This is a genomic window from Nocardia farcinica (assembly GCF_001182745.1).
Classification (GTDB): Bacteria; Actinomycetota; Actinomycetes; order Mycobacteriales; family Mycobacteriaceae; genus Nocardia; species Nocardia farcinica.
The window spans coordinates 1,898,385-1,918,970 of record NZ_LN868938.1; the positions used below are offsets into that span (position 1 = coordinate 1,898,385).

General features: G+C 70.9%; 17 protein-coding genes. 7 read left to right on the forward strand and 10 right to left on the reverse strand.

The features are described 5' to 3' along the window. Window positions 1–2 precede the first annotated feature (2 nt). From AMO33_RS09255 to AMO33_RS09275, 5 genes are read right to left on the reverse strand one after another with little or no spacing between them, the layout of a single operon-like run. On the reverse strand, window positions 3–707 hold the full coding sequence (locus AMO33_RS09255) for a TetR/AcrR family transcriptional regulator (RefSeq protein ID WP_011208730.1): 705 nt from the start codon (window positions 705–707) through the stop codon (window positions 3–5). A gap of 28 nt (window positions 708–735) precedes the next feature. Then, window positions 736–2,316: an FAD-dependent monooxygenase gene (locus tag AMO33_RS09260; protein ID WP_060592000.1), complete on the reverse strand. Its 1,581-nt coding sequence runs from the start codon at window positions 2,314–2,316 to the stop codon at window positions 736–738. Beyond that, a complete protein-coding gene (locus tag AMO33_RS09265) occupies window positions 2,313–4,016 on the reverse strand; it encodes a (2,3-dihydroxybenzoyl)adenylate synthase (protein WP_060592004.1) in 1,704 nt (567 codons plus the stop codon). The genes AMO33_RS09260 and AMO33_RS09265 overlap by 4 nt, the downstream gene beginning before the upstream one ends. Beyond that, the gene (locus AMO33_RS09270) at window positions 4,013–6,331 is read right to left on the reverse strand and encodes a hydantoinase B/oxoprolinase family protein (RefSeq protein ID WP_060592006.1); all 2,319 of its coding nucleotides are present in this window, start codon (window positions 6,329–6,331) and stop codon (window positions 4,013–4,015) included. The genes AMO33_RS09265 and AMO33_RS09270 overlap by 4 nt, the downstream gene beginning before the upstream one ends. A gap of 26 nt (window positions 6,332–6,357) precedes the next feature. After that, window positions 6,358–8,460: a hydantoinase/oxoprolinase family protein gene (locus AMO33_RS09275; RefSeq protein WP_060592008.1), complete on the reverse strand. Its 2,103-nt coding sequence runs from the start codon at window positions 8,458–8,460 to the stop codon at window positions 6,358–6,360. 245 nt (window positions 8,461–8,705) lie between these two features. Between AMO33_RS09275 and AMO33_RS09280 the strand changes: the two genes are divergently transcribed. The 4 genes from AMO33_RS09280 to AMO33_RS09295 are packed head-to-tail and all read left to right on the forward strand — an operon-like array spanning window position 8,706 to window position 11,628. Next, the gene (locus AMO33_RS09280) at window positions 8,706–9,461 is read left to right on the forward strand and encodes a maleate cis-trans isomerase family protein (protein ID WP_060592010.1); all 756 of its coding nucleotides are present in this window, start codon (window positions 8,706–8,708) and stop codon (window positions 9,459–9,461) included. A 27-nt stretch (window positions 9,462–9,488) separates the two neighbouring features. After that, window positions 9,489–10,136 carry a VOC family protein gene (locus AMO33_RS09285; RefSeq protein ID WP_060592012.1) on the forward strand — a complete coding sequence of 216 codons (648 nt, stop codon included), beginning with the start codon at window positions 9,489–9,491 and terminating at the stop codon, window positions 10,134–10,136. Further along, window positions 10,133–10,378: a hypothetical protein gene (locus AMO33_RS09290; RefSeq protein WP_011208723.1), complete on the forward strand. Its 246-nt coding sequence runs from the start codon at window positions 10,133–10,135 to the stop codon at window positions 10,376–10,378. Before AMO33_RS09285 ends, AMO33_RS09290 begins: the two co-directional genes overlap by 4 nt. Then, window positions 10,375–11,628, forward strand: a complete 1,254-nt coding sequence (locus tag AMO33_RS09295; RefSeq protein ID WP_060592014.1) for an alpha/beta fold hydrolase — start codon at window positions 10,375–10,377, stop codon at window positions 11,626–11,628. Before AMO33_RS09290 ends, AMO33_RS09295 begins: the two co-directional genes overlap by 4 nt. A 7-nt stretch (window positions 11,629–11,635) precedes the next feature. Here the strand turns inward: AMO33_RS09295 and AMO33_RS09300 are convergent, their stop codons facing one another. Genes AMO33_RS09300 through eat form a run of 4 tightly spaced genes read right to left on the reverse strand, consistent with a single transcriptional unit; the run spans window position 11,636 to window position 15,823 of the window. Next, entirely contained in the window at window positions 11,636–12,136 is a 501-nt protein-coding gene (locus AMO33_RS09300) for a metallophosphoesterase family protein (protein WP_060592015.1), read from the reverse strand. Between the two features lie 52 nt (window positions 12,137–12,188). Beyond that, the gene (eutC, locus tag AMO33_RS09305) at window positions 12,189–12,965 is read right to left on the reverse strand and encodes an ethanolamine ammonia-lyase subunit EutC (RefSeq protein ID WP_060592017.1); all 777 of its coding nucleotides are present in this window, start codon (window positions 12,963–12,965) and stop codon (window positions 12,189–12,191) included. A 15-nt stretch (window positions 12,966–12,980) separates the two neighbouring features. Further along, window positions 12,981–14,387, reverse strand: coding sequence for an ethanolamine ammonia-lyase subunit EutB (locus AMO33_RS09310; protein ID WP_060592018.1), 1,407 nt, complete (start codon window positions 14,385–14,387; stop codon window positions 12,981–12,983). Beyond that, window positions 14,384–15,823: an ethanolamine permease gene (gene eat, locus AMO33_RS09315; RefSeq protein WP_060593397.1), complete on the reverse strand. Its 1,440-nt coding sequence runs from the start codon at window positions 15,821–15,823 to the stop codon at window positions 14,384–14,386. The genes AMO33_RS09310 and eat overlap by 4 nt, the downstream gene beginning before the upstream one ends. A 258-nt stretch (window positions 15,824–16,081) precedes the next feature. On the opposite strand from eat, the gene AMO33_RS09320 reads away from it, so the two are divergent. Together AMO33_RS09320 and AMO33_RS09325 are read left to right on the forward strand one after the other, a co-directional pair. Continuing rightward, a complete protein-coding gene (locus AMO33_RS09320; RefSeq protein ID WP_011208717.1) occupies window positions 16,082–17,548 on the forward strand; it encodes an APC family permease in 1,467 nt (488 codons plus the stop codon). Continuing rightward, window positions 17,545–18,291: an IclR family transcriptional regulator gene (locus AMO33_RS09325; RefSeq protein ID WP_060592020.1), complete on the forward strand. Its 747-nt coding sequence runs from the start codon at window positions 17,545–17,547 to the stop codon at window positions 18,289–18,291. Before AMO33_RS09320 ends, AMO33_RS09325 begins: the two co-directional genes overlap by 4 nt. 9 nt (window positions 18,292–18,300) lie before the next feature. On the opposite strand, the gene AMO33_RS09330 is transcribed toward AMO33_RS09325, so the two are convergent. Further along, window positions 18,301–19,740, reverse strand: a complete 1,440-nt coding sequence (locus AMO33_RS09330) for an MFS transporter (protein WP_240327459.1) — start codon at window positions 19,738–19,740, stop codon at window positions 18,301–18,303. A 155-nt stretch (window positions 19,741–19,895) separates the two neighbouring features. Between AMO33_RS09330 and AMO33_RS09335 the strand changes: the two genes are divergently transcribed. Continuing rightward, window positions 19,896–20,489 (forward strand): hypothetical protein, encoded by a 594-nt coding sequence (locus AMO33_RS09335; protein ID WP_011208714.1) that lies wholly within the window; start codon window positions 19,896–19,898, stop codon window positions 20,487–20,489. Window positions 20,490–20,586: the final 97 nt, after the last annotated feature.

Here is a 20,586-nt window from a genome sequence, read left to right on the forward strand (position 1 = left end):
CCTCAGATCGCGCCCAGCGTCTGTTCGAGCGAATCCAGGTTCTGCCGCAGCCGTTCCAGGATCCGGCGGGGCCCGGCCTCGCCCATGGCGTCGGCTTCGGGGTCGATGACCGTACGCACCGCCATCTCGGCCAGCTGGGTGGCGGCCGCCCGCCCGTTCTGGTCACCCGGATGATGCCACCAGGCGATCCAGTTGAGCATGCCGATGATGCCGAGCGCGGCGGTGCGGGAGTCGACGGGGAAGAACTGCCCCGCCCGGATTCCGTCGTCGATGACGCCGACGAACTCCTTGAGCACTCGCCGCCTGCTGCTGCGGTAGGTGTTGGCCAGTGACTCGGGCAATTCGGCCTCGGAACGAATGAGCAGACGGAACCGTTCGGGCGCCTGCATCTGGTGGCGCGCGATGGACAGCGCCATCTCGCGCAGCCGCTGTGCGGGGTCGAGGTCGTCGCGCTCGTTGATGGTGTGCAGCAGTTGCGCCGGTTGCTCGGCGATCTCGGTGACCAGCCGCGCCAGCAACTCGTCCTTGTTGGCGACGTAGTGGTACAGCGCGGGCCGGGTCAGGCCGGTCGCCACGGCGATGTCCTGCAGGGTGGTCCCGGCGAACCCCTTCTCGGCGAACAGCCGAGTGGCCTGCTCCATGATCTCGCGCTCGACGAGCTCACGGCGCGAGGTGCTCTGCGATCCGGCGCGTGCGTTCGTGGTCATCCCCGACAGCGTATGCGCTGCCGGTTCGTCACGCCGACGCACTGTGGACCCGCACCGGTGTCGCCGCCGCCGGGACGCCAGAACTCAGATGCACCAGATGCGTGCGCCCACCGGCGAGCCCGGCCGCCGCGTCGGCCTTGTGCGCCTCGGGCACATCGACCACGACCGTCGCCCCGGACTGCCACCTGACCCGTTCGGCCAGCTCGAGCCGCGTCAGCACGTCGGCACGGTGGGGAGCGCCGGTCAACCAGACGACGCCCGCCTCGGGCACCGTCGCCAGCAACGCATCGGCCGCCTGCTCCCATGCCGACGCGAGATCGACCTCGAGCACCGCGGTGGTCTCGTGCGCACGGAGGTCCGCGGGGGCGAGCCTGGAAGGGTAGGTCCGGCCGCCGTGCCGCAGCGGCTGCGCGCAGACCCAGTCGTCCAATCCGGCCGCGGGCACCGCCGCCGGTGTCACGCCCGCGTAGTCGGCCAGTCCGCGACGCGACACCTCCGGCGCCGAGGCGGCGAACCGGTCCAGGCTCACCTTCCCGGCACGGGTCATGTAGCTGACCATCAGCTGGTCGACCGGGAGCCCGAGCCGGCGCGGGAACGACTCCCACCACAGTTCGCTGCGGCGGGCGATGGACTGTAGGTGCTCCACGTCGGCGCGGCGCACCCGTTCGTACTCGGCGAGCGCCTCGCCCAACGTGGGGGCCGCTCGGATGGCGCGGTCGAGGGCGATGGCGTCCTCCATCGCGAGCTTGGTGCCCGAACCGATGGAATAGTGCGCGGTGTGTGCGGCATCGCCGAGCAGCACCACGTTGCCGGTGTGCCAACGCCGGCAGGTGACGGTGCGGAAGCGCAGCCAGCGGGTGCGGTTGCCGATCAGCCGGTGGCCGGCGAGGGTCTGCGCGAACGCCTTCTCCAGGTAGGCCAGCGACTGCTGATCGGTCTCCGAGGGCGGAGTGTCGGCGGTCGTGCGGTCGAATCCCGCGCGCACCCAGGTGTCTTCGTCGGTCTCGATGAGGAAGGTGCTGCGGTCGGCCGCGTATGGATAGGCGTGCGCGACGAACGTGCCGTGCTCGGTGGTGACCGGGGTGAACACGGCGCTGGGCAGGGCGAAATCGGTGCCGCACCACAGGTACAGCCCGGTGCCGGTGGTGATGCGCGGCGCGAGCGCATCGGCCAGCCGGGTGCGGGCGGCGCTGTTGACGCCGTCGGCGGCGATCACCAGATCCGCGTCGAGTTCGGTGATCTCGCGCCGCTCGCCGAACCGCAGCCGTACGCCGGCGGCCTCCGCGTGCCGCTGGAGTACGGCCAGCAGGGTGGTGCGCGCGATGGCCAGCAGTTCGCCGTGGGACAGCCGGGCCACGGCGTCGCCGAGGCGCATCGACATGTCGTGCGGGTGCGCGCGGTCGACGATCTCCTCGAGCGAGGCGGAATCGGCGGCGCGCAGGTTGCGCTGGGTGCGTGAGGCGAGGCCGACGCCGAAACCGAAGGTGGTGTCGGGCGAGCCCTGTTCGTAGACGGTCACCTCCGCGTCGGGGTGGCTGAGTTTGAGCAGCCGGGCGGCGTAGAGGCCGCCGGGCCCGCCCCCGAGCACGGCCACGGTGCGCAGTTTCATGAGTGCTCCTGATTCCCCGGTCGCGCCGATTCCGACGCGAGCTTCTCGCCGATGTCGGTGCGCAGCCGCTTCTTGTCGACCTTGCCGACGCTGGTCTGCGGTAATTCCTGGACCCATTCCAAACGCTCGGGCCACTTGAACTTGGCCACGCCCAACGCCTCGAGGTGGGCGCGGATGTCATCGAGGCTCGACGCGACGCCGGTCGCCGCGACGAGATACGCGCAGGTCTTCTCCCCCAGCCGCGGATCGGGCATGGCCACCACGGCCGCGTTCGCCACGTTGGGGTGGCGCACCAGCAGCAGTTCCACCTCCTCGGCGTTGATCTTCTCGCCGCCGCGGTTGATGAGATCCTTGATGCGGCCCTCGATGGACACGTAGCGCACGCCGTCGATGACGACGATCCGCGCCAGATCGCCGGTGCGATAGAACCCGTCGGGGGTGAACGCCGACCGATTGTGTTCGGGCGCGTCGAAATAACCGGGGATGGTGTACGGGCCGCGGCAGCACAGTTCTCCCACTGTGCCGTCGGGCAATTCGGTGTCGGCGCCGGGTTCGAGGATGCGGACCTCGTCGTCCGGGGCGATCGGCGTGCCGACCGTGGTGGCACGGGCGAGGGCGGGCGCATCCGGCGGCGTCACCGTGAACAGGCCCTCGGACATGCCGAACAGCTGACCCGCCCAATGTCCCGCGCCGTCGTCGGCGCGGGCGAACAACTCGTCGGTGAGTTTGGCACCCGACAGCACCACCCGCCGCAGGTGCACGCGCGCGGCATCGAAGCCCGGGGAGAGCACCGCCTGGTAGTGGCCGTGCCCGATCAGCACGTCGGTGGCGCGTGCGCGGGCCAGCAGCGGGAACGCGGTCGCGGTGTCGGGGGTCGCCAGCACCAGGCAGGCGCCGACCGAGTGCGCGCCGTGCAGGGCGCAGGTGATGCCCGCGTTGTGGATCAGCGGGATGAGGTGCGCGACCCGGGTGTGCTCGGTCCAGCCGAGCCGCCGCGCGTAGTACAGCGCGTTGTTCCAGTACTCGACGTGCCTGCGCGGGATGACCTTCGGCACTCCGGTGGTGCCACCGGAGAGTTGGAAGGCGACCACGTCGAGCGGGTCGATACCGGCTTGTACTCGCTCGACGTGGGCGCGGGCCTGCTCCGGTGGGATGCCCGCGCCCAGCGATTCGATCGCCACCGCTCCGGCGGGATCGCCGACGGTGAGGATGTGGCGCAGGGTCGGATGCCCCTGCGCCTGGTCGCGGGCGAAGGCGACCAGGTCGAAGGACAGGCCCGTCTCGACCAGGTGCGCGACGGCGCCGACCTTGCGGCTGATGTGGCCGATCTCGTGCGCGCGGTGCGCGGCCAGGGTCGCCACCGGGACCAGACCGGCCTTGAGGCAGCCGTACCAGGCATACACGGTCTCGAGCCGGTTGGTCGCCTGGAACAGCACCGGGTCGCCCGGGCGCAGGCCGAGTGCGTCGAGTCCGACCGCGATGCGGTCGGTGGCGCAGTCGAGTTCGGCATAGGTCACCGACGCGGCGGCGGTCACCACGGCGGGGCGCTCGGGGAAGCGGGCGGCGATCTCGTGCAGCCGCTGGGCCAGCGGCGTGTCCGTCCAGGCGCCCGACCGCCGGTAGCGTTCGGCGCGCTCGGGCGGGTAGTCGACCAGCCGCTGTCCCCAGCGCTCCCGCCCACCCAGCACGGTCGTCCTCATCGGCCCACCGCCGGGAGCAACCGCGCCAGCTCGGAGAGGTGGTCGGGGTGGTCGGCGGGCACGATGCCGGAGTACAGCGCGGTCCAGCAACCCGGGCAGCACTGCTGCCGGAACACCACCGGGGTGTCGACGTATGCGGCCGGGTCGGAGGTGACCTGCGGACCTGCCTCATTCGACGGGCCCTCGTAACAGGCCAGCGCCAGTCGCCCGGAGCCGCTGTCGCCCAGCAGCCGCCCGCAGTGCGCGCAGCCGATGAAGCGATCGTCGCCGTCCCGCACCTCGACCAGGTTGTCGTCGAGGCGCCGGGCACGGGCGAGATCCAGGGTGGTGCCCGGAGCATCGGGGACCACCGAGCGTTCCCGCCGCCGGGCACGCAGCGCGGCACGCAGGTCCGCGGTCTTCGCGACGTCGAGTGTCCCGTCGGCGACGACGACGCCGTAGCCGAGTTCGGCGCCCTGTGGGCTCACCTTGCCGTTGCGGACGTCGACCGCCACCGCTTCGGGGTCGCGGCGCAGCGGGTCGCCGTACCCGCCGCCGCCCTGCCAGTGCATGTAGAGGACTTCGCCGGGGGCGAGGTAACTCTCGGCGTAGCAGGCGCCGAGTTCCGCGGTGCCGTCGAGTTCGTCGAGAGAGCCGGGAATGCGCCCCTCGGCCAGCATCCGCAGCACACCGGAGTCCCTGGCGAGGATCTCCAGGCCGGTGTTGCCCGGCAACCCACCCGCCAGGCCGCCGTTCTGCGCGACCGCCTTACCCGCCGAGGCGAACACCAGGCCCATCGGCAGGCTGGTGCCGTACGGTGTCACCGCCAGCGAGGCGCTGACACCGCCGCGGTGCCGCCCCGGCCCGCCGGAGTCGGGTTCTTCGCGCCGCCACAGCGTCAGCAGCGGGTAGAGGAACTCGGTCATCTCGGTGTCGGGGATGCGGCCCATCGGGATGCAGAACAGCCCACCGGTGTCCATGCCGTCGGCGACGGGGCGCGCGCCGTAGCCGCCCGCCATCGGCTCCATCATGATGTTGAGGAACGGCACCGGCTGTTCGGCCCGCTCGTCCAGACCGGCCACCACCGCGGTGTCCCAGGTGCCGCAGCAGGAGGCCTGCACGTTCTTGCCGAATTCGATGTGCTGGTCGAGCATCTGGGCCAGGCATTCGGCGATCAGGTTGCCGGTGAGCCACGCCGGGCCGATCGGCCCGCGGCTCACCGCCGCCGGGAAGGTGGCGTTGTTGATGGTGCCTTCTTCGGAGATCAGGTCGAAGCAGCGCATCAGGCCGCCGGCCGACCACGGGATGTCACCGGCCAGGATCGGCAGCAGCGCCAGCATCACGCCGCCGCGCATGCCCGCGTAGGTGCAGTTGATGACGCCGGTCTGTGGATCTGTTCCGGTGAAGTCGAAGCTGAGGTGGTCGCGGGTCTTGGTCATAGCGACCGTGATCTTGTGCACGCCGCGATCGCCGATCTGCGCCTGATCCTGGTAGCCGGTGGCGCGCCAGGTGCCGTCGGGCAGATCGGAGAGCTTGGCGCGCAACCGGTTCTCCGCGTCGGCCATCATGCGCTTCATGACCGCCTTGACGGTATCGGCGCCGTACTGCTCGATCACCGCGAGCAACCGGTTGCGCCCCACCGTGTTCGCGCCGATCTTGGCGCGCAGGTCCAAGCCGACCAGCATCGGCACCCGCGAACGGCGGACCCACACGTCGGCCACGTCGCGCTGGAGTTCGTAGTCACGCACCACCTTGATCGGCGGGGTCGGCAGCGATTCGGAGAACACGTCCTTGGCCGCCGGGTCGAACGAGCCCAGACCCGAACCACCGAGGTCGGGTTCGTGGCAGATGGCGCTCGTCCACGCGAACAGTTCGCCCTCGTGGAAGACCGGTTGATAGACGATGACGTCACTCTGGTGCAGACCGCCGCCCACCCACGGGTCGTTGCACAGGAACATGTCGCCCTCGGCGATACCGGGGTTGGTGCTGCGGTTGCGCAACGTCCAATAGATGGCCAGGTCGACAGCGCCGACCAGCATGGTGTTGTAGAGGCCGACCTGAACCTCCTGGCCCAGCTCGTCGCTGATGGCGAAGTCGAAATCGTTGGCGTCGGTGACGATCGGCGAGCCCGACATCCGCTTGAGCGCCTCGCCCATCTCGTCGGTCACCGACCACAGGCGGTGCCGGATGACCTCGTAGGTGAGCGGGTCGACACCGTCGATCTGTTCCTGGGTGACGGTGTGGACCGGCAGCGTGGGCGGCAGCGAGCGGCGCAACTCCTCGGGGTCGACGGGGCGGCTGGCGAATACTTCGGACCCGGGAATGGGTGCGGTCATGGTGGTTCTCCTGGTACGAGGCTGGGCTAGTCGGCGGTGATGGTGAGATTGCCGAGTCGGTCGACGGTTCCGGTCGAGTCGTGCGGCACCACCACCGTCGTGGTGGGCACCTCGACGATCGCGGGCCCGCGTAGCACGTGGCCCGCCCGCAGCCGGGTGTAGTCGTAGATGTCGGTGTCGACGAAGCCGCGACGGCCGTCGAGGCACACCTTTCTGGTGCCCACGCGCGCGACGCTCGCGTCGGCCGAATCGGCGACGGCGAGTTCGGGCAGCTCCGGCGAGAACGGCAGTACGCCGGTGCCGCGGACCCGGTAGGTGATGGCCTGGATGCCCGCCTCCCGGAATCCGCTGTCGGCTCCGTAGAGCTCGGCGTAGCGCTGCTCGAAAGTGTCGGAGGCGGTGGCGATTTCGGTGGCGGTCAGCGCGCCCCCGGCGACCGGGGTCGCGACCTCGGCCAGCTGCATGGTGTAGCGCATGTCGATCTCGCGGTCGATGCGGACCTCCGCGAACTGCAGGCCCTGGCGCGCCAGCTGCTCGCGAACCTGTTCCTCGAGCTGCTTGAAGTTCTGTTCCACGCGGGCCGGGTCCAACGGCATGGCGGCCGGGTCGGACAGTTCCTTGGCCAGCACGATGTCGGAGGAGGCCAGACCGTAGGCGGAGAAGGCCGAGGCCACCTGCCCGAGCGGCACCACGACGTCACGCACGCCGATCTCCTGGGCATACCGGCCACAGTGCGCGGGGCCGGAGCCGCCGAAGGCGTAGACGATGAAGTCGCGTGGATCGTGCCCGGCTTCGACGACCGTCTTTCGGAGCAGGTCGCCGGTCTGAGCGTTCTGGACCTCGTAGATCGCCGCGGCCGCCTCCTCCACCGACAAGCCCAGCGGCTCGGCGATCCGGCGGCGGATGGCCTCGCGCGCCAGCTCCACGTCCAGCGCCTTGCGCCCGCCGAGGAGACCCCGCTGGGGCAGGATGCCGAGCACCAGATTGGCGTCGGTGTTGGTGGGCTCGGTGCCGCCCTGCCCGTAGCAGGCCGGGCCGGGCACGGCCTGGGCGCTGTGCGGACCGATCTGCAGGTTTCCACCGGCGTCGAGCCAGGCGATCGCGCCGCCGCCGGAACCGATGGCGTGCACTTCGAGGGTCGGCACGTTGATCGGGTGGTGGTTGATGATCGTCGTCGAGGAGCGCACCGGTTCACCGTCGACGATGAGCCCGGCGAGGAAGGTGGTGCCGCCCGCGTCGGTGGCGATGATGTTGCGGTGGCCGAGTTGGCGGCCCAGCGACACCGCACCGACGACGCCGCCGGTGAGCACCGAGCCCACCGTGGAAATCGCGTGTGCGGGAGCTTCGGCGGCCGCGACCGCGCCGCCGTTGCTCTGCATCACCAGCAGCGGTCCCGCCAGGGAGTGCTCGCGCAGCCTGCCTTCCAGTTCGCCGAGGTAGTCGCGCAGGCCGGGACCGATCTGGGTGCTCATGATCGTGGTTGCGTTGCGGGCGAATTCGCGGATCCGGGGGCTGACCTCGCTCGAGAGCGAGACGAACAGGTCCGGATCGATGTCGTGGGCGATCTCGCGGATGCGCCGCTCATGGGCGGGATTGCGGAAGGACCACAGCAGCGACACCGCGACCGCGGTGATGCCGTCCGCACGCAGGGCGTGGATGGCCGCGCGCACCTCGTCTTCGTCCAGCGGCACCACCACCCGGCCGTCGCGGTCGACGCGCTCGGTCACCTCCAGCGCGTGGCGCTTGCTCACCAGGCCGTGCGACTTGCTCTGGCCGAGCACGTTCTGCAACTGCTCGGGTGAGCGGCCGAGGTACCTGCCCTCGACGTTCATGATGTAGATCGAGTCGCGGTGGCCCTTGGTGGTGAGGAAGCCCACCTCGGGTACCTGGTTCATCACCAGCGCGTTCAGCGACGAGGTGGTGCCGTGCGCGATGTGGTGGGTGTCGGCGAGCATCGCCGCGAGCGGCCGGCCGAGCTGCTGGGCCAGCACCTCGAGCACATCCATCACGCCGCGGGAGTAGTCCGGCGGGGTCGAGGGCGACTTGCCCGCGATCACCATGCCCTCGCCGTCGTCGAGGACGGCGTCTGTGAACGTGCCACCGACGTCCACTCCGATCACATATCCCATTGCCGCTGTGCTCCTTCGGACAGAGGTGCGGGCGAGCCGAATCCGGCCGCCGCTCGTTTAACGAATTCGTCGAGTATTTGACGTGTTCGACGACATGTCAAGCCACTCTCGTGAGTCGGATCACTTTTCCAGGGTAACTCTCCCAGCTCGAACCACCCTTGACGTGTCCGTCTCTGATGTCGAATACTTGTCGTGAACGTCGAATCGCGGGCGAGGGTCGCCCGCATCGGATCGGAAGGGAAACGATGGGCATCCACCGCATCGGGCTGGTCGTCCCCAGCTCCAACGTCACCGTCGAAACGGAGATGCCCGCGCTGCTGTCGCGGCATCCCGGGGCGGAGTTCTCGTTCCACTCGACGCGGATGCGCATGCACACCGTCTCGCCCGAGGGGCTGGCCGCGATGAACGCCCAGCGCGAACGGTGCGTGCTCGAGATCGCCGACGCGGCACCGGAGGTGATCCTCTACGCCTGCCTGGTCGCGGTCATGGTCGGCGGGCCGGGCGAGCACCACCGGGTGGAGAGCGCCGTCGCCGAGCAGCTGGCGACCGGCGGCTCGCAGGCGCTGGTCCGCTCCAGCGCAGGTGCACTGGTCGAGGGTTTGCGCGCGCTGGACGCGCAGCGAGTCGCCCTGGTGACCCCGTACATGCGCCCGCTCGCGGAGAAGGTGGTCGCGTATCTGGAAGCCGAAGGCTTCACCATCTCGGACTGGCGTGCGCTGGAGGTGGCGGACAACACCGAGGTCGGCTGCATCCCGGGCGAGCAGGTAATGGCCGCGGCCCGCTCACTCGACCTGAGCGAGGTCGACGCGCTGGTGATCTCCTGCTGCGTGCAGATGCCCTCGCTACCGCTCGTCGAGACCGCCGAACGCGAATTCGGCATTCCCGTCCTGTCCGCCGCGACCGCGGGCGCCTACAGCATCCTGCGCAGCCTCGACCTGCCCGTCGCCGTGCCCGGCGCGGGGCGGCTGCTGCGCCAGGACTCCGCTGTCACCGCGAGCTGACCGCACCGAGATCATTCAGGAGCCATCATGAGCGCACTCGCCCACACCGTCCGCGGCGTCGATCACGTCGCCTACCCCACCTTCGACCCCGCGGCCACCGTCGCGTTCTATCGCGACGTGCTCGGTTTCCCGGTCGTGCACTCGATCTGCGCGGCGGGTTGGGGTCCGGACAAGCACCCCGATTTCATCCACTTCTTCTTCGACATCGGCAACGACGACCGGCTGGCGTTCTTCTACTACTTCGGCCTGACGCCCTTCGACGGCGGCCCGCAGGGCGATGCGTATTCGCGGTTCGGACCCGAGGTGCCGATCTGGTTCATTCGTTCCCGCCACCTGGCCATCCACGTCGACAGCGAGGCAGACCTACTCGAGTACCGCAGCCGCCTGGACAACAGCGCGTGGCCGGTGGAGATGCAGATCCAGCACGAGACCATCGAGTCCATCTACACCCACGACCCCAACGGATACATGATCGAGATCACCCGGGCACTGCGCCCGGTGACTCCGCAGGAAGACCTCGACGCCAACCTGACCATCGATGCTCTGGTCGACGTCGTGTCCCGGCCGAATCCGAGCATGGCCGCCCTGCTCGCCCGCAAGGCCGAACTCATCGTGGAGCGGGCCGAGGCGTGGCAGGCGGCGCGTGGCGAGCACACCGCGGCGGTGGCGCGATGACGGCGCTGTTCGTGCTCGACGTGCCGGAGAACAAGCCCGTCGCCGAGGTGGCCGGGCGTGACCCGGCGGTCAGCGTCGACCGCGTGGGTCCGTACTTCAAGATCAGCGCGCCCGGCCCGATCAGAGTGGATCGGCGGGCGACCGGATGCAGGCATGCGGTCTGGTACAGCAGCGTGGCCGGCCTGATCGACTCGCGGATCGTCCAGTGGGACAAAGACGCGTTGGAGGTGCGGCCGCGATGAGCCCGACCACCGAACGCCCGACCACCGAACGACTCGGGGCGGGGCGATATCGCGAGGCCGCCGCGGCGCCGGCGGCCACCGTGACCTCGGTGCACGAGCTGGCCACCGCCGACGGCGCGAAGGTCGCCGGCGTCCTGCGCAGCGTGCCCGGCGCCCGAACCGTGGTCGCGCTCATGCATCCGCGCCAGGATCTCACCCACCACGTGCTGGTTCCCGAACTGCTCGCGCGCGGGTACGCGGTGTGGACGCAAGGCGCGCGGTCGCCCAACAACGACATCGCCCTGATCCACGAACAGGCCCTCCTCGACGTCGCGGCGGGTCAGGTCTTTCTGCGCGACACCGGATTCGAGCACGTGGTGACGCTCGGGCACTCCGGCGGCGGCACCTTGTTCGCGTTCTACCACCAGCAGGCGGGCCGCGCTCCGGGCGAGCGGCTCACGCAGACCCCGGCCGGGCGGCCCATCGATCTGGCTGCCGCGGACATGCCGCTGCCGGACGGCGCGGTGTTCCTGGCCCCGCATCCCGGGCAGGGTGCCCTGCTGCTGCGGCTGATCGATCCGTCCGTGGTGGACGAGTCCGACCCGCTGAGCGTGGACCCGGCGCTGAACCCCTTCGATCCGGCCAACGGGTTCGCCGAACCGCCGCACAGTTCCACCTACTCCGCCGATTTCGTCCGGCGGTACCGGGCGGCCCAGCGCGAGCGGATCGAACGTCTGGACGCCGTGGCCCGCGCCCGGGTGGCCGAGGCCGCAGCGGCGCGGCGCCGGTTCACCACCTCGCACGACCCGGCCGACCGCCGGGCCGCCCTCGTGCCACGGGTGCTCACGGTCTACCGCACCGACGCCGACCTGCGTTTCACCGATCTGTCGCTGAGCCCGAACGAACGCCCCTACGGCTCGCTGTTCGGCCGCCGCCCGGACCTCACCGATTACGGACTGGTCGGCTTCGGCCGGTTCAGCACCCCGGAGGCGTGGTTGTCCACCTGGTCGGGACTGAGCACCAACGCCGACTTCGTGCGGTGCGCACCGGGAGTCACGGTGCCGTCGTTGTTCGTCGAACTCACCGGCGACCAGGCCTGTTTCCCGGAGGATGCCGCCGCGATGGTCGCCGCGCTCGGCGCCGCCGACACGACCCACATCCGCGTCCGCGGAACGCATTTCGGCGGACCGATCGCCGAGGGCGAGCCCACCGGCGCGAGCCTGGCCGCGGTGGAGATCGACCGCTGGCTGGCGGAGAGGTTCGCGCGGTGAGCGAAATCTAAGACCGCGGGATCGGGTGCAGGACGACATCCCGTAACTGGCCCGCCACGGCGACCGCCGTCAGGTAGGTGTGTTCGGGCTGTCTGCGCCGGTCGGTCGGCGAGCCGGGATTGAGCAACCGTAACCCGGTGGGCGCAACCGTGTCCCAGGGGATGTGGCTGTGCCCGAAGATCAGCACGTCGGTGTCGGGGAAGGCGCGGGCGCAGCGCTGCTCGCGGCCCTTGGCCGGGCCGGTCTCGTGCACCACGGCCAGCCGCACGCCGTCGAGGTCGGCGTGGGCGATCTCGGGCAGCCGGGCCCGCAGCTCCGGCCCGTCGTTGTTGCCGTGGACGGCGACGAGCCGGGCGCTGCGGGCTTCGAGCCGGTCCAGCAGTCCGGGTTCGATCCAGTCGCCCGCGTGCACGACGACGTCGGCCGCGTCCACCTCCCGCCAGAGCACCTCCGGCAGATCCTTCGCGCGCACCGGCACGTGCGTGTCGGACATGATCAGCACCCGCATGGGTCCATCATGCGCCCCGCCGCGCGCCGCGAGCGCGATCGGTCAGCGCACGTCAGTCCAGGACCAGGGATTCCGTGCCCGCCAGCTCGTCTCCGGAGGTGTCCTTGAGCGCGACGCCGGAGCGGCCGAGCCTGCGGGCGCCCGCGACCAGGGCGGCGGTGATGGCCGCCGCCCGCTGGTAGCCGAGACCTTCGGGCGGGTGGATGTTGGAGACGCAGTTGCGGTCGGCGTCCGTGCGGCCGGGGCGGGGCAGGTGGGTGAGATAGATCCCGAGGCTGTCGGCGACCGAGAGGCCGGGCCGTTCGCCGATGAGCACGATCAGGGTGCCCACGCCGAGCGCCGCGCCGATGTGATCGCCGAGTGCGACCCTGGCCTGCACGGCCAGCACCGGCGGGGCGAGCCGGTAGTGCGGGCGCAGCTCCGCGGCCAGTGCCTCGAGCAGGCCGGGGCCGTGTTCGTCGAGGGCACGCGGGGACAGCCCGTCGGCCAGGACGATACCGATGTCGGCGTCGGTGCGCGGCACCGCGGACAGGTCGGCGGGGGTGCGGCCGAGATCCGGTCTGCGCAGGTATTCCCCGCGGTCGCCCGCGTTGCTGCGCACCACCGACGGCGCACCGAGCCCGACGGCGGCGATCCGCTCGGCGAAGGCGGCGGCGTCGAACGGCAGGTGCACGGCGTCGCGGGCGGCGGCGTGCGCGGCACGGAACTCCAGCACCCGCCGGGTGGGCAGGGCGTTGCCGGTGCGGCCCAGCCCGATCCTGGCCTGGGTGGTGCGGCGCAGCGGCGCCCACACGTCCTGCGGGGAATCGGCGGCGTTGTCGATCTCCACGACGAATCCTCCTGGTCAGCGCGTGGTCAGGGCGAGCAGTGGCGAGGCGTCCGCGTCGACGGGCCGGATGCGGCCCGCCTCGTCGGCCATCCCGAGCCCGTGCAGCCAGGTCTCGAACTCGGGTGCGGCCCGCAGGCCGAGCACCTGACGCACATACAGCGCGTCGTGGAAGGACAGGCTCTGGTAGCCGAGCATGACGTCGTCGGCGCCGGGCACCGCGATCACGAAAGCCGCGCCGGCCACCCCGAGCAGGGTGAGCAGGGTGTCCATGTCGTCCTGATCGGCCTCGGCGTGGTTGGTGTAGCAGACGTCCACGCCCATCGGCAGGCCGAGCAGCTTGCCGCAGAAGTGGTCCTCCAGCCCGGCGCGGATGATCTGCTTGCCGTCGTAGAGATACTCCGGCCCGATGAAGCCGACCACGGTGTTGACCAGCAGCGGGTCGAGCGCGCGGGCCACCGCGTAGGCCCGCGCCTCCAGCGTCTGCTGATCCACCGGCAACCCGCCGGTGCCCAGATGCGCACCGGCCGACAGCGCCGATCCCTGGCCGGTTTCCAGATACATGACGTTGTCGCCGACGGTCCCCCGCCCCAGCGAGCGAGCCGCCTCGTTGGCCTCGGCCAGCATCGGCAGAGTGATCCCGAAGCTCGCGTTGGCGCCCTCGGTGCCCGCGATGGACTGGAACACCAGGTCCACGGGCACGTTCCGCTCGATCAGCGCCATCGTCGTGGTCACGTGCGAGAGCACGCAGGACTGCATCGGGATGTCGAAGCGGGTGCGGATGTCGTCGAGCAGGTGCAGCAGGTCCGCGGTCGCCCGGGGCGAATCGGTGGCGGGGTTGATGCCGATGACGGCGTCGCCGCAGCCCATGAGCAGCCCGTCCAGGGTGGCGGCGGCGATGCCGCGCGGGTCGTCGGTGGGATGGTTCGGCTGGAGCCGGGTGGCGATGCGGCCCGGCAGGCCGATGGTCGTGCGGAACGCCGAGGTGACCGTCGCGGCCTTGGCGACCGCGATCAGGTCCTGGTTGCGCATGAGCTTCGAGACCGCCGCGACCATCTCCGGCGTCAGGCCCGCGGCGACGCCCGACAGGGTCGCCGCGGCGTCGGGGCCTGCGGCGGTGGCCAGCAGCCAATCGCGGAACCCGCCGACGGTGAGGTGCGCGATCGGCGCGAAGGCCGCGCGGTCGTGTCCGTCGACGATCAGCCGGGTCACCGCGTCGGTCTCGTAGGGCACCACCTGTTCGTCGAGGAAGGTGGTCAGCGGCAGGTCGGCCAGCACCCAGCAGGCGGCGGCGCGTTCGGCGTCGGACTCCGCCGCGCACCCGGCGAGCTGGTCGCCGGAGCGCAGCGGGGTGGCCTTGGCCAGCACCTCCACCAGCGAGCCGAAGCTGTAGTTCCGGCCGGACACGCTCTGGTGGTAGGTCATTCGAGTTCCTCCTCGGCGCGGGCCAGGACCGCGAACTCCTCGTCGGGCGAGTTGGCGACCAGGCGGTGGCGGCTGTAGAGACCGAAGTAGGCCAGGAAGGCGGCGAACACCGCCAGGCAGCACAGCGCGGCCGTGGTGTCCACCAGGAAGGTGGCCACCACCGCGAACGCGGCGACGACCAGGGCGAAGCCGGTGGTCGCGATGCCGCCGGGGGTGCGGTAGGGCCGCGCCATCCCCGGTTCGCGGCGGCGCAGCACGATGTGGCTGGTCATCATCAGCACATAGCTCAGCGCGGCGCCGAACACGGCCATGTTCAGCAGCATCGACCCCTGCCCGGTGAAGGTGAGCCCGAACCCGATCGTGCCCGGCACGATCAGCGCGAGCACCGGCGCCTTGCGAGAGTTGGTGACCGACAGCGACTTCGGCAGGTATCCGGCGCGCGAGAGCGCGAACAGCTGGCGGGAGTAGGCGTAGATGATGGAGAAGAAGCTGGCGATCAGCCCGGCCAGGCCGATGTAGTTGACCACCTTGGCCGCCCCGCTGTCGCCGAGGGCCTCGACCAGCGGGTTGCCCGAGGACTGCATGGCCTCGGCCCCGCCCGCGCCGGTGGTGAGCACCAGCACGAGCGCGCAGGTCACGAGCAGCACGCCCATGGCCGCGACGATACCGCGCGGCACGTTGCGCTCGGGGTTCTTCGTCTCCTCGGCCGCCAGCGGCACGCCTTCCACCGCCAGGAAGAACCAGATGGCGAACGGGATCGCCGCCCAGATGCCGAGGTAGCCGTGCGGCAGCACGCTGGAGGCACCGGCGGCGTCGGAGACCGGGATGTCGGTCAGGTTGGCCGGGTCGAATTCCCCGATCGCGGCGACGACGAACACGATCAGGCCCACCAGCGCGATCGCGGTGATCACGAACATGACCTTGAGCGCCTCGCCGACACCGCTGAGATGGATGCCGATGAAGATCGCGTAGACGGCCAGGTACACCCACCAGCCGTCCTGGATGCCGAACAGGCCGAGCGACTCCACGTAGGCGCCGATGAAGGTGGCGATCGCGGCGGGCGCGATGGCGTATTCGATGAGAATGGCCGTGCCGGTGGCGAATCCGCCCCAGGGGCCGAGCGCGCGCCGGGCGAAGGTGTAGCCGCCGCCCGCGGCGGGCAGTGCCGAGCTCATCTCGGCCATGCCGAGCACCATCGCCAGATACATGCCCGCGATGATCACCGCGGCGATGGCCAGGCCGCCGAAACCGCCTTGTTCCAGCCCGAAGTTCCAGCCGGAATAGTCGCCGGAGATCACATAACTCACGCCGAGCCCGGCCAGCAGCAGCCAGCCGGCGCTGCCGCGTTTCAGCTGGCGTCTGGCCAGGTAATCGTTGGATTCCTCGTGCGATTCGCTCCCTTGATTCCGGGATTTGTCGGCGTCGAGAACAGACATCTGCGGCTCCATACGGGCTTCGGAAATACGGCGGTGAGCTGGGCTCGCGGGCGGCGAGCCGGGAAATCGATCGCTCACGTCGGCAAAAGGTACTGAGCCGATATGACGGCCTGCATACGTTTGTCGAATCTGTTGTGAGAAATCCTCCGCCGGAAATTCCCACCCCGCGTAACATGCCGGAAACATTCAACCGGTGCGCTTGTGATAATCCTCGGTACGGCGCCGACCCGCGGCGCCGTACCGAGGGAACGGAGTGCGATGCCCGAGGCGCAGGGACGGCAGCTGATCGCCGAGCAGTCCCCGGTCCGCGGCCTGGACCGGCGGCGCCTGCCGTTCGCGCCCGTGCTCGCCCAGTCGGTGGCCGCCGTCGCCCCGGCAGGCACCGCGGGCGTGACGCCCGCGCTGGTGCTGGCGACCGCGGGCGGCGGCGGAGCGCTGGTGGCGTTCGTCTGCGCGGCGGTGCTCACGCTGCTGGTCTCGGCGTGTGTGCGGCCGATGGCGCAGCGGATGGCGTCGGTCGGCGGCCTCTACACCTATGTCGCGCGGGGGCTCGGCCCGAAGGCCGCCGTGCCGACGGGCTGGTCGGCGATCGTCGGTTACGGCGCGGTGTCCATCGCCGGTCTCATCGCCGTCGGCGCCTACCTCGCGCACGTGGCCGCGAGCATCGGGCTCGCCCGCGGCACGCCCGCGGTCGCGGTGGGCGCGGTCGCGGTGACCGCCGCGCTGGCCGTGGGGGTGGTGCTGATCCGCGGCATCCGCATGTCGGCCTGGACGACCCTCGGAGTGGAGTGCGTGTCGATCGTCATCGTCGCGGCGGTGCTACTGGTGCTGATGACGACCCATCACGCCGACGCGCCGGTGGGTTCGGCGTTCACCTTCGACGGCGACCTGCAGATCCTGGCCGTGGGGGTGGTGGTCGCGGTGAGCGCGTTCGTCGGCTTCGAAAGTTCCACCACGCTCAGCGGCGAAGCGCAGCAACCGTTCCGGTCGATCCCCCGCTCCGTCACGTGGACTCCGCTGCTGTCGGCGGCGATCTACCTCACCGCGGTGCCGATCCTGGCGATCGCGCTGCGGCACGCACCGCCCGCGGTGCGCGAGAGCTCCACCCCGCTGGTGGAACTGCTCGTCTCCGACGGCTCCCGGCTGCTGGCGGCGTTCCTGGATCTCGGCATCGCCGCCTCGTTCTTCGCCTGCACGCTGGCCTCGATGAACGCGCTGGTGCGGGTGCTGTTCTGCATGGGCCGCGAAGGCGTCGCGCCGCGCACCTTCGGCCACGTGCACCCGCGCTTCCGGACGCCCTCGCACGCCGCGCTCGCCGCGCTGGCCGTGGTGGCGGTGGTGCCGGTGGTCGTCCTGGCCGTGGGCGCGACGCCGGAGGAAGGTCTGCGCGCGTTCCTCACCCTCAGCGCCTGCGGCTATCTGGGCAGCTATTTCGCGGTGTGCGTGTCGGCGCCGGTGCTGTTGCGCCGCATCGGGGAGAACAGCGCGCGGGTGTGGGTGCTCGGCACGCTCACCTCGGTGCTGCTGCTGTTCCTCGCGGGCAACGCGGCGATCTCGACGGTACGCGACGGCAATCGGGTGATCCTGGTGTACGGCCTGATCATGGCGGTGGCGGTGCTCTACACCGGGTATCTGGCCGTGGTCGCGCCGCGGCGGTTGGCCGCGGTCGGCATCTACGACGAGACGCAACGGTCCGATCTGGCACGGGTGGCCACGTTCCGATGAGCCCGTTGCGCGACCCCTCCCGGCACCACCCGAGCACCGTCTCCAATTCGCTGCGCATCCTCGAAGCCGTGGCCTGCCTCGGTCTCGGCGTGACGGCCAAGGAGATCGCCGCGGCCCTGCACATGCCCGCGGCCACCGCCTACCGGCTGCTGAACGCGCTGGTGGCCGAGGAGTACCTGGTGCGCACCTCCGACCTGCGCGGTTTCGGCCTCGGTGCGCGCCTCGACGGTCTGATCAGCGCGGCCGCGCAGCCCCGGGTGCCGTTCGCCGCCCGGGCGGCGATCGAGGAACTGCGCGCGAGCGTCCGTTTCGGGGTGCACGTCATCGGATTCCGCGCGACCACCCTGCACGTCATCGACGCCGACCCGGACCATCCGGTGCGGGCCGAGCGCGAACTCGTCCGCCATCCGCACGCCTCCGCGGCGGGCAAGCTGCTGCTCGCCCACGACACCGAGGCGCTCGCGACGCTGCCCGCCCGGCTCCCCCGCCTCACCCCCGCCACGGTCACCCATCCCGCCACCCTGCACGCCCAGCTCGAGGCCGTGCGCCGCGACGGTCTCGCCACCCAGACCGACGAGCTGGAGACGGGACTGAGCTGCGCGGCGTTGCCGATCGCCGACGAGACCGAGGTGGTGCGCGGCGCGCTGTGCCTGGCGGGGCCGTCCGCGCGCGCCGAGGCGATCCTGGCCCACCTGGACGCGGCGGCGCGGTGCGCGAAAATCCTCGGCCCGCTGCTGTATTGAGTCGTGCGGTTACGCCGCGACCGGGGTGTGCTGCGGGCACTCCAGGTGATCGTCCCCGCGCTCGCCCGGCAACTCCACGCACGCGCACGCCGCCGCCTCACCCCGGTAACTGCGGCTGAGCCGGCGATAATGCTCGCTACCCAGCGCGTATCCGGTGAACAGTAGGCCGAGCAGGCCCAGCAGGACGAACACCAGCGCCATCCCTCGCGCCTCGCCGGTGCCGAACCACCCGCCGATCGTGCGCGCGCCCGCGCCGTCGGTCATCAGCGGGATGACGACGAACTGGGTCAGCGGACTGATCAGGAACGCGGTCAGCGGTGCGGCCGCCTGCTCGACGCTCTGCGCGAAACCGAACACCCGGCCCTGCCGCTCGTAGGGCACCACCTTCTGCAGCACGGTCTGCTCGGCCGCCTCGACGAACGGCATGACGAGCATGAACACGGCCATGCCCGCGACCAGCAGCAGCGCCGAATCGCGCAGCGGGAACGCGAGGGTCACCACCCACAGCCCCATGTTGGCCAGCAGGATCAACCGCACCGGATTCGACGAGGTGCCCAACCGTGCCACCAACAGCCCGCCGACGATCATGACTCCGCTCAGCGCGCCCCAGATCACGCCCCACGCCTGCACCGACATCATCGACAGCGCATAGGGATCCAGCAACGCCATCAGCCCACCCATCAGCAGGTTGTTCAGCGAGGTGAAGGCGATGAGCGGCACCATGCCCGGGATGCCACGGATCACCCGCACGGTGCCGCGCACGTCGACCCGCCGCGGTTCGCCGGCGGCGGCCGCGTGCGCGAGTGTCTCCGGCAGCCGGAGCCGGTGCAGGTGCAGCACCGACCCGGCGAGCACCGCGACGGCGAGCACGAGCACCCCGAGCATGCCGTTCCAGCCGACCAGCAGCGCGCTGGCCACCGAGGTCACCAGGTGCGAGACGCCCGTGGCCGTGCCCACGAGTCCGTTGGCGCGGTCGCGCACCCGCTCGTCGAACAGCGCGGTGACGATCGTCGGCAGCGCGATCCCGCGCACGTTTCCGCTGATCACCCCGGTCATCAGCAGCACGATGAACAGCCACAGCCACGCGCTGCCCGGGTCGCGCCACTCGTCGGCGGGGGTGACCAGGTAGCAGGCCAGCGCGAGCGTGTAGATCGTCAGCGAGACCAGGGCGGAGACCTGCATGACGGTCTTCTTGCGGTGATGGTCGACCAGGCTGCCGAACCACACCCCCGTCGCGGCGGTGGCGACCAGGAAGATGCCCGCGATGACGCCGGTCGCGAAGACCGACCGAGTCCGCAGGTAGACGAAGAAGGTGATGGCGAACCACACGGTGAAGTTGATGAACGTCACCAGCAGCACGTTCACCAGCAGGTGCGCGAAGGTCCGCGCGGTCGGGTCGCGGAAGTCCAGCCGCGCGGTGTCCTCGGTACTGCCTCGGGTGATTCGCATGGACATGATTCGACAACCTCGACCTCGCTCGAGGTCAACCCGCGGGATCGACCTACCGGACTCGTCGGGTGTTCCGACCGTGCGGACGGCGCGAACTCATCGGTGCCCGCGGAAATCGGTGGCGCCCGTGCACCCCGCACGGCCACGATGGGGGCATGCGACCCGCGATCGGCGCCGCCCTGATCCGCTGTGGCGAATGCGGCGGCTACGAGTACGGCGGCGCACCCGGCTGCCGCCGCTGCGCCGCCCTCGTCGACGACCTGGTGGAGGAGAAGTGGCGGCGGTGGCGCGCCGACCGGGCCGGCGAACCCGAGCACGAGCTGGCCCGGCGCGTCGCCGACGAGCCGGACCGGCACGACTGGCGCGTGGTCGACGCGGCGCTGGACCGGCTCGGCTGCACCGAGTGCGGCGACCGCCTCGGGCGCGGGCCGGCGACCTGCGCGGCCTGCACCCTCGCCCACGGCTACCGCTACGCCGCCGTCGAAACCGATCGGCCCGGTGTGCCGCCCGGCAACGAGCACGCCGTCCGCGTGAACGTCTCGGTGGTGCGTCGCCCCGCGGCGACCTCGCCGCAGGAGCTGCTGATCCGCCGCCTGTTGCTGCCCGCCCTGCTGATCGGGCTCCTGCCGACCACCGCGCAGGCCCAGCGTCTCAGCGCCGCCGCGAAGGCCGACCCGTCGCCGGAGCGGGTCACGGCACTCGTCGACGCCTGGCTCACCGCCGCCGGCGTACCGCTGCCCGCCCCCTGAACCCCCGCCACGGTCACGCCACCGCGGGCGAACCCGCGGCCGTTCGACCCGGCACGCATCCGAATCGGGTTGCCTCCGTTCCTCGATGGACCCCGCG

What these genes read in the sequence shown, in the direction of transcription:
- AMO33_RS09280 (WP_060592010.1), top strand. Translation starts at nt 8,706, where the DNA reads ATGGGCATCCACCGCATCGGGCTGGTCGTCCCCAGCTCCAACGTCACC.
- AMO33_RS09255 (WP_011208730.1), bottom strand. Translation starts at nt 707, where the DNA reads ATGACCACGAACGCACGCGCCGGATCGCAGAGCACCTCGCGCCGTGAG.
- AMO33_RS09330 (WP_240327459.1), bottom strand. Translation starts at nt 19,740, where the DNA reads ATGCGAATCACCCGAGGCAGTACCGAGGACACCGCGCGGCTGGACTTC.
- AMO33_RS09275 (WP_060592008.1), bottom strand. Translation starts at nt 8,460, where the DNA reads ATGGGATATGTGATCGGAGTGGACGTCGGTGGCACGTTCACAGACGCC.
- AMO33_RS09335 (WP_011208714.1), top strand. Translation starts at nt 19,896, where the DNA reads ATGCGACCCGCGATCGGCGCCGCCCTGATCCGCTGTGGCGAATGCGGC.
- AMO33_RS09270 (WP_060592006.1), bottom strand. Translation starts at nt 6,331, where the DNA reads ATGACCGCACCCATTCCCGGGTCCGAAGTATTCGCCAGCCGCCCCGTC.
- eat (WP_060593397.1), bottom strand. Translation starts at nt 15,823, where the DNA reads ATGTCTGTTCTCGACGCCGACAAATCCCGGAATCAAGGGAGCGAATCG.
- AMO33_RS09265 (WP_060592004.1), bottom strand. Translation starts at nt 4,016, where the DNA reads ATGAGGACGACCGTGCTGGGTGGGCGGGAGCGCTGGGGACAGCGGCTG.
- AMO33_RS09285 (WP_060592012.1), top strand. Translation starts at nt 9,489, where the DNA reads ATGAGCGCACTCGCCCACACCGTCCGCGGCGTCGATCACGTCGCCTAC.
- AMO33_RS09325 (WP_060592020.1), top strand. Translation starts at nt 17,545, where the DNA reads ATGAGCCCGTTGCGCGACCCCTCCCGGCACCACCCGAGCACCGTCTCC.
- AMO33_RS09295 (WP_060592014.1), top strand. Translation starts at nt 10,375, where the DNA reads ATGAGCCCGACCACCGAACGCCCGACCACCGAACGACTCGGGGCGGGG.
- AMO33_RS09300 (WP_060592015.1), bottom strand. Translation starts at nt 12,136, where the DNA reads ATGCGGGTGCTGATCATGTCCGACACGCACGTGCCGGTGCGCGCGAAG.
- AMO33_RS09320 (WP_011208717.1), top strand. Translation starts at nt 16,082, where the DNA reads ATGCCCGAGGCGCAGGGACGGCAGCTGATCGCCGAGCAGTCCCCGGTC.
- AMO33_RS09290 (WP_011208723.1), top strand. Translation starts at nt 10,133, where the DNA reads ATGACGGCGCTGTTCGTGCTCGACGTGCCGGAGAACAAGCCCGTCGCC.
- AMO33_RS09310 (WP_060592018.1), bottom strand. Translation starts at nt 14,387, where the DNA reads ATGACCTACCACCAGAGCGTGTCCGGCCGGAACTACAGCTTCGGCTCG.
- AMO33_RS09260 (WP_060592000.1), bottom strand. Translation starts at nt 2,316, where the DNA reads ATGAAACTGCGCACCGTGGCCGTGCTCGGGGGCGGGCCCGGCGGCCTC.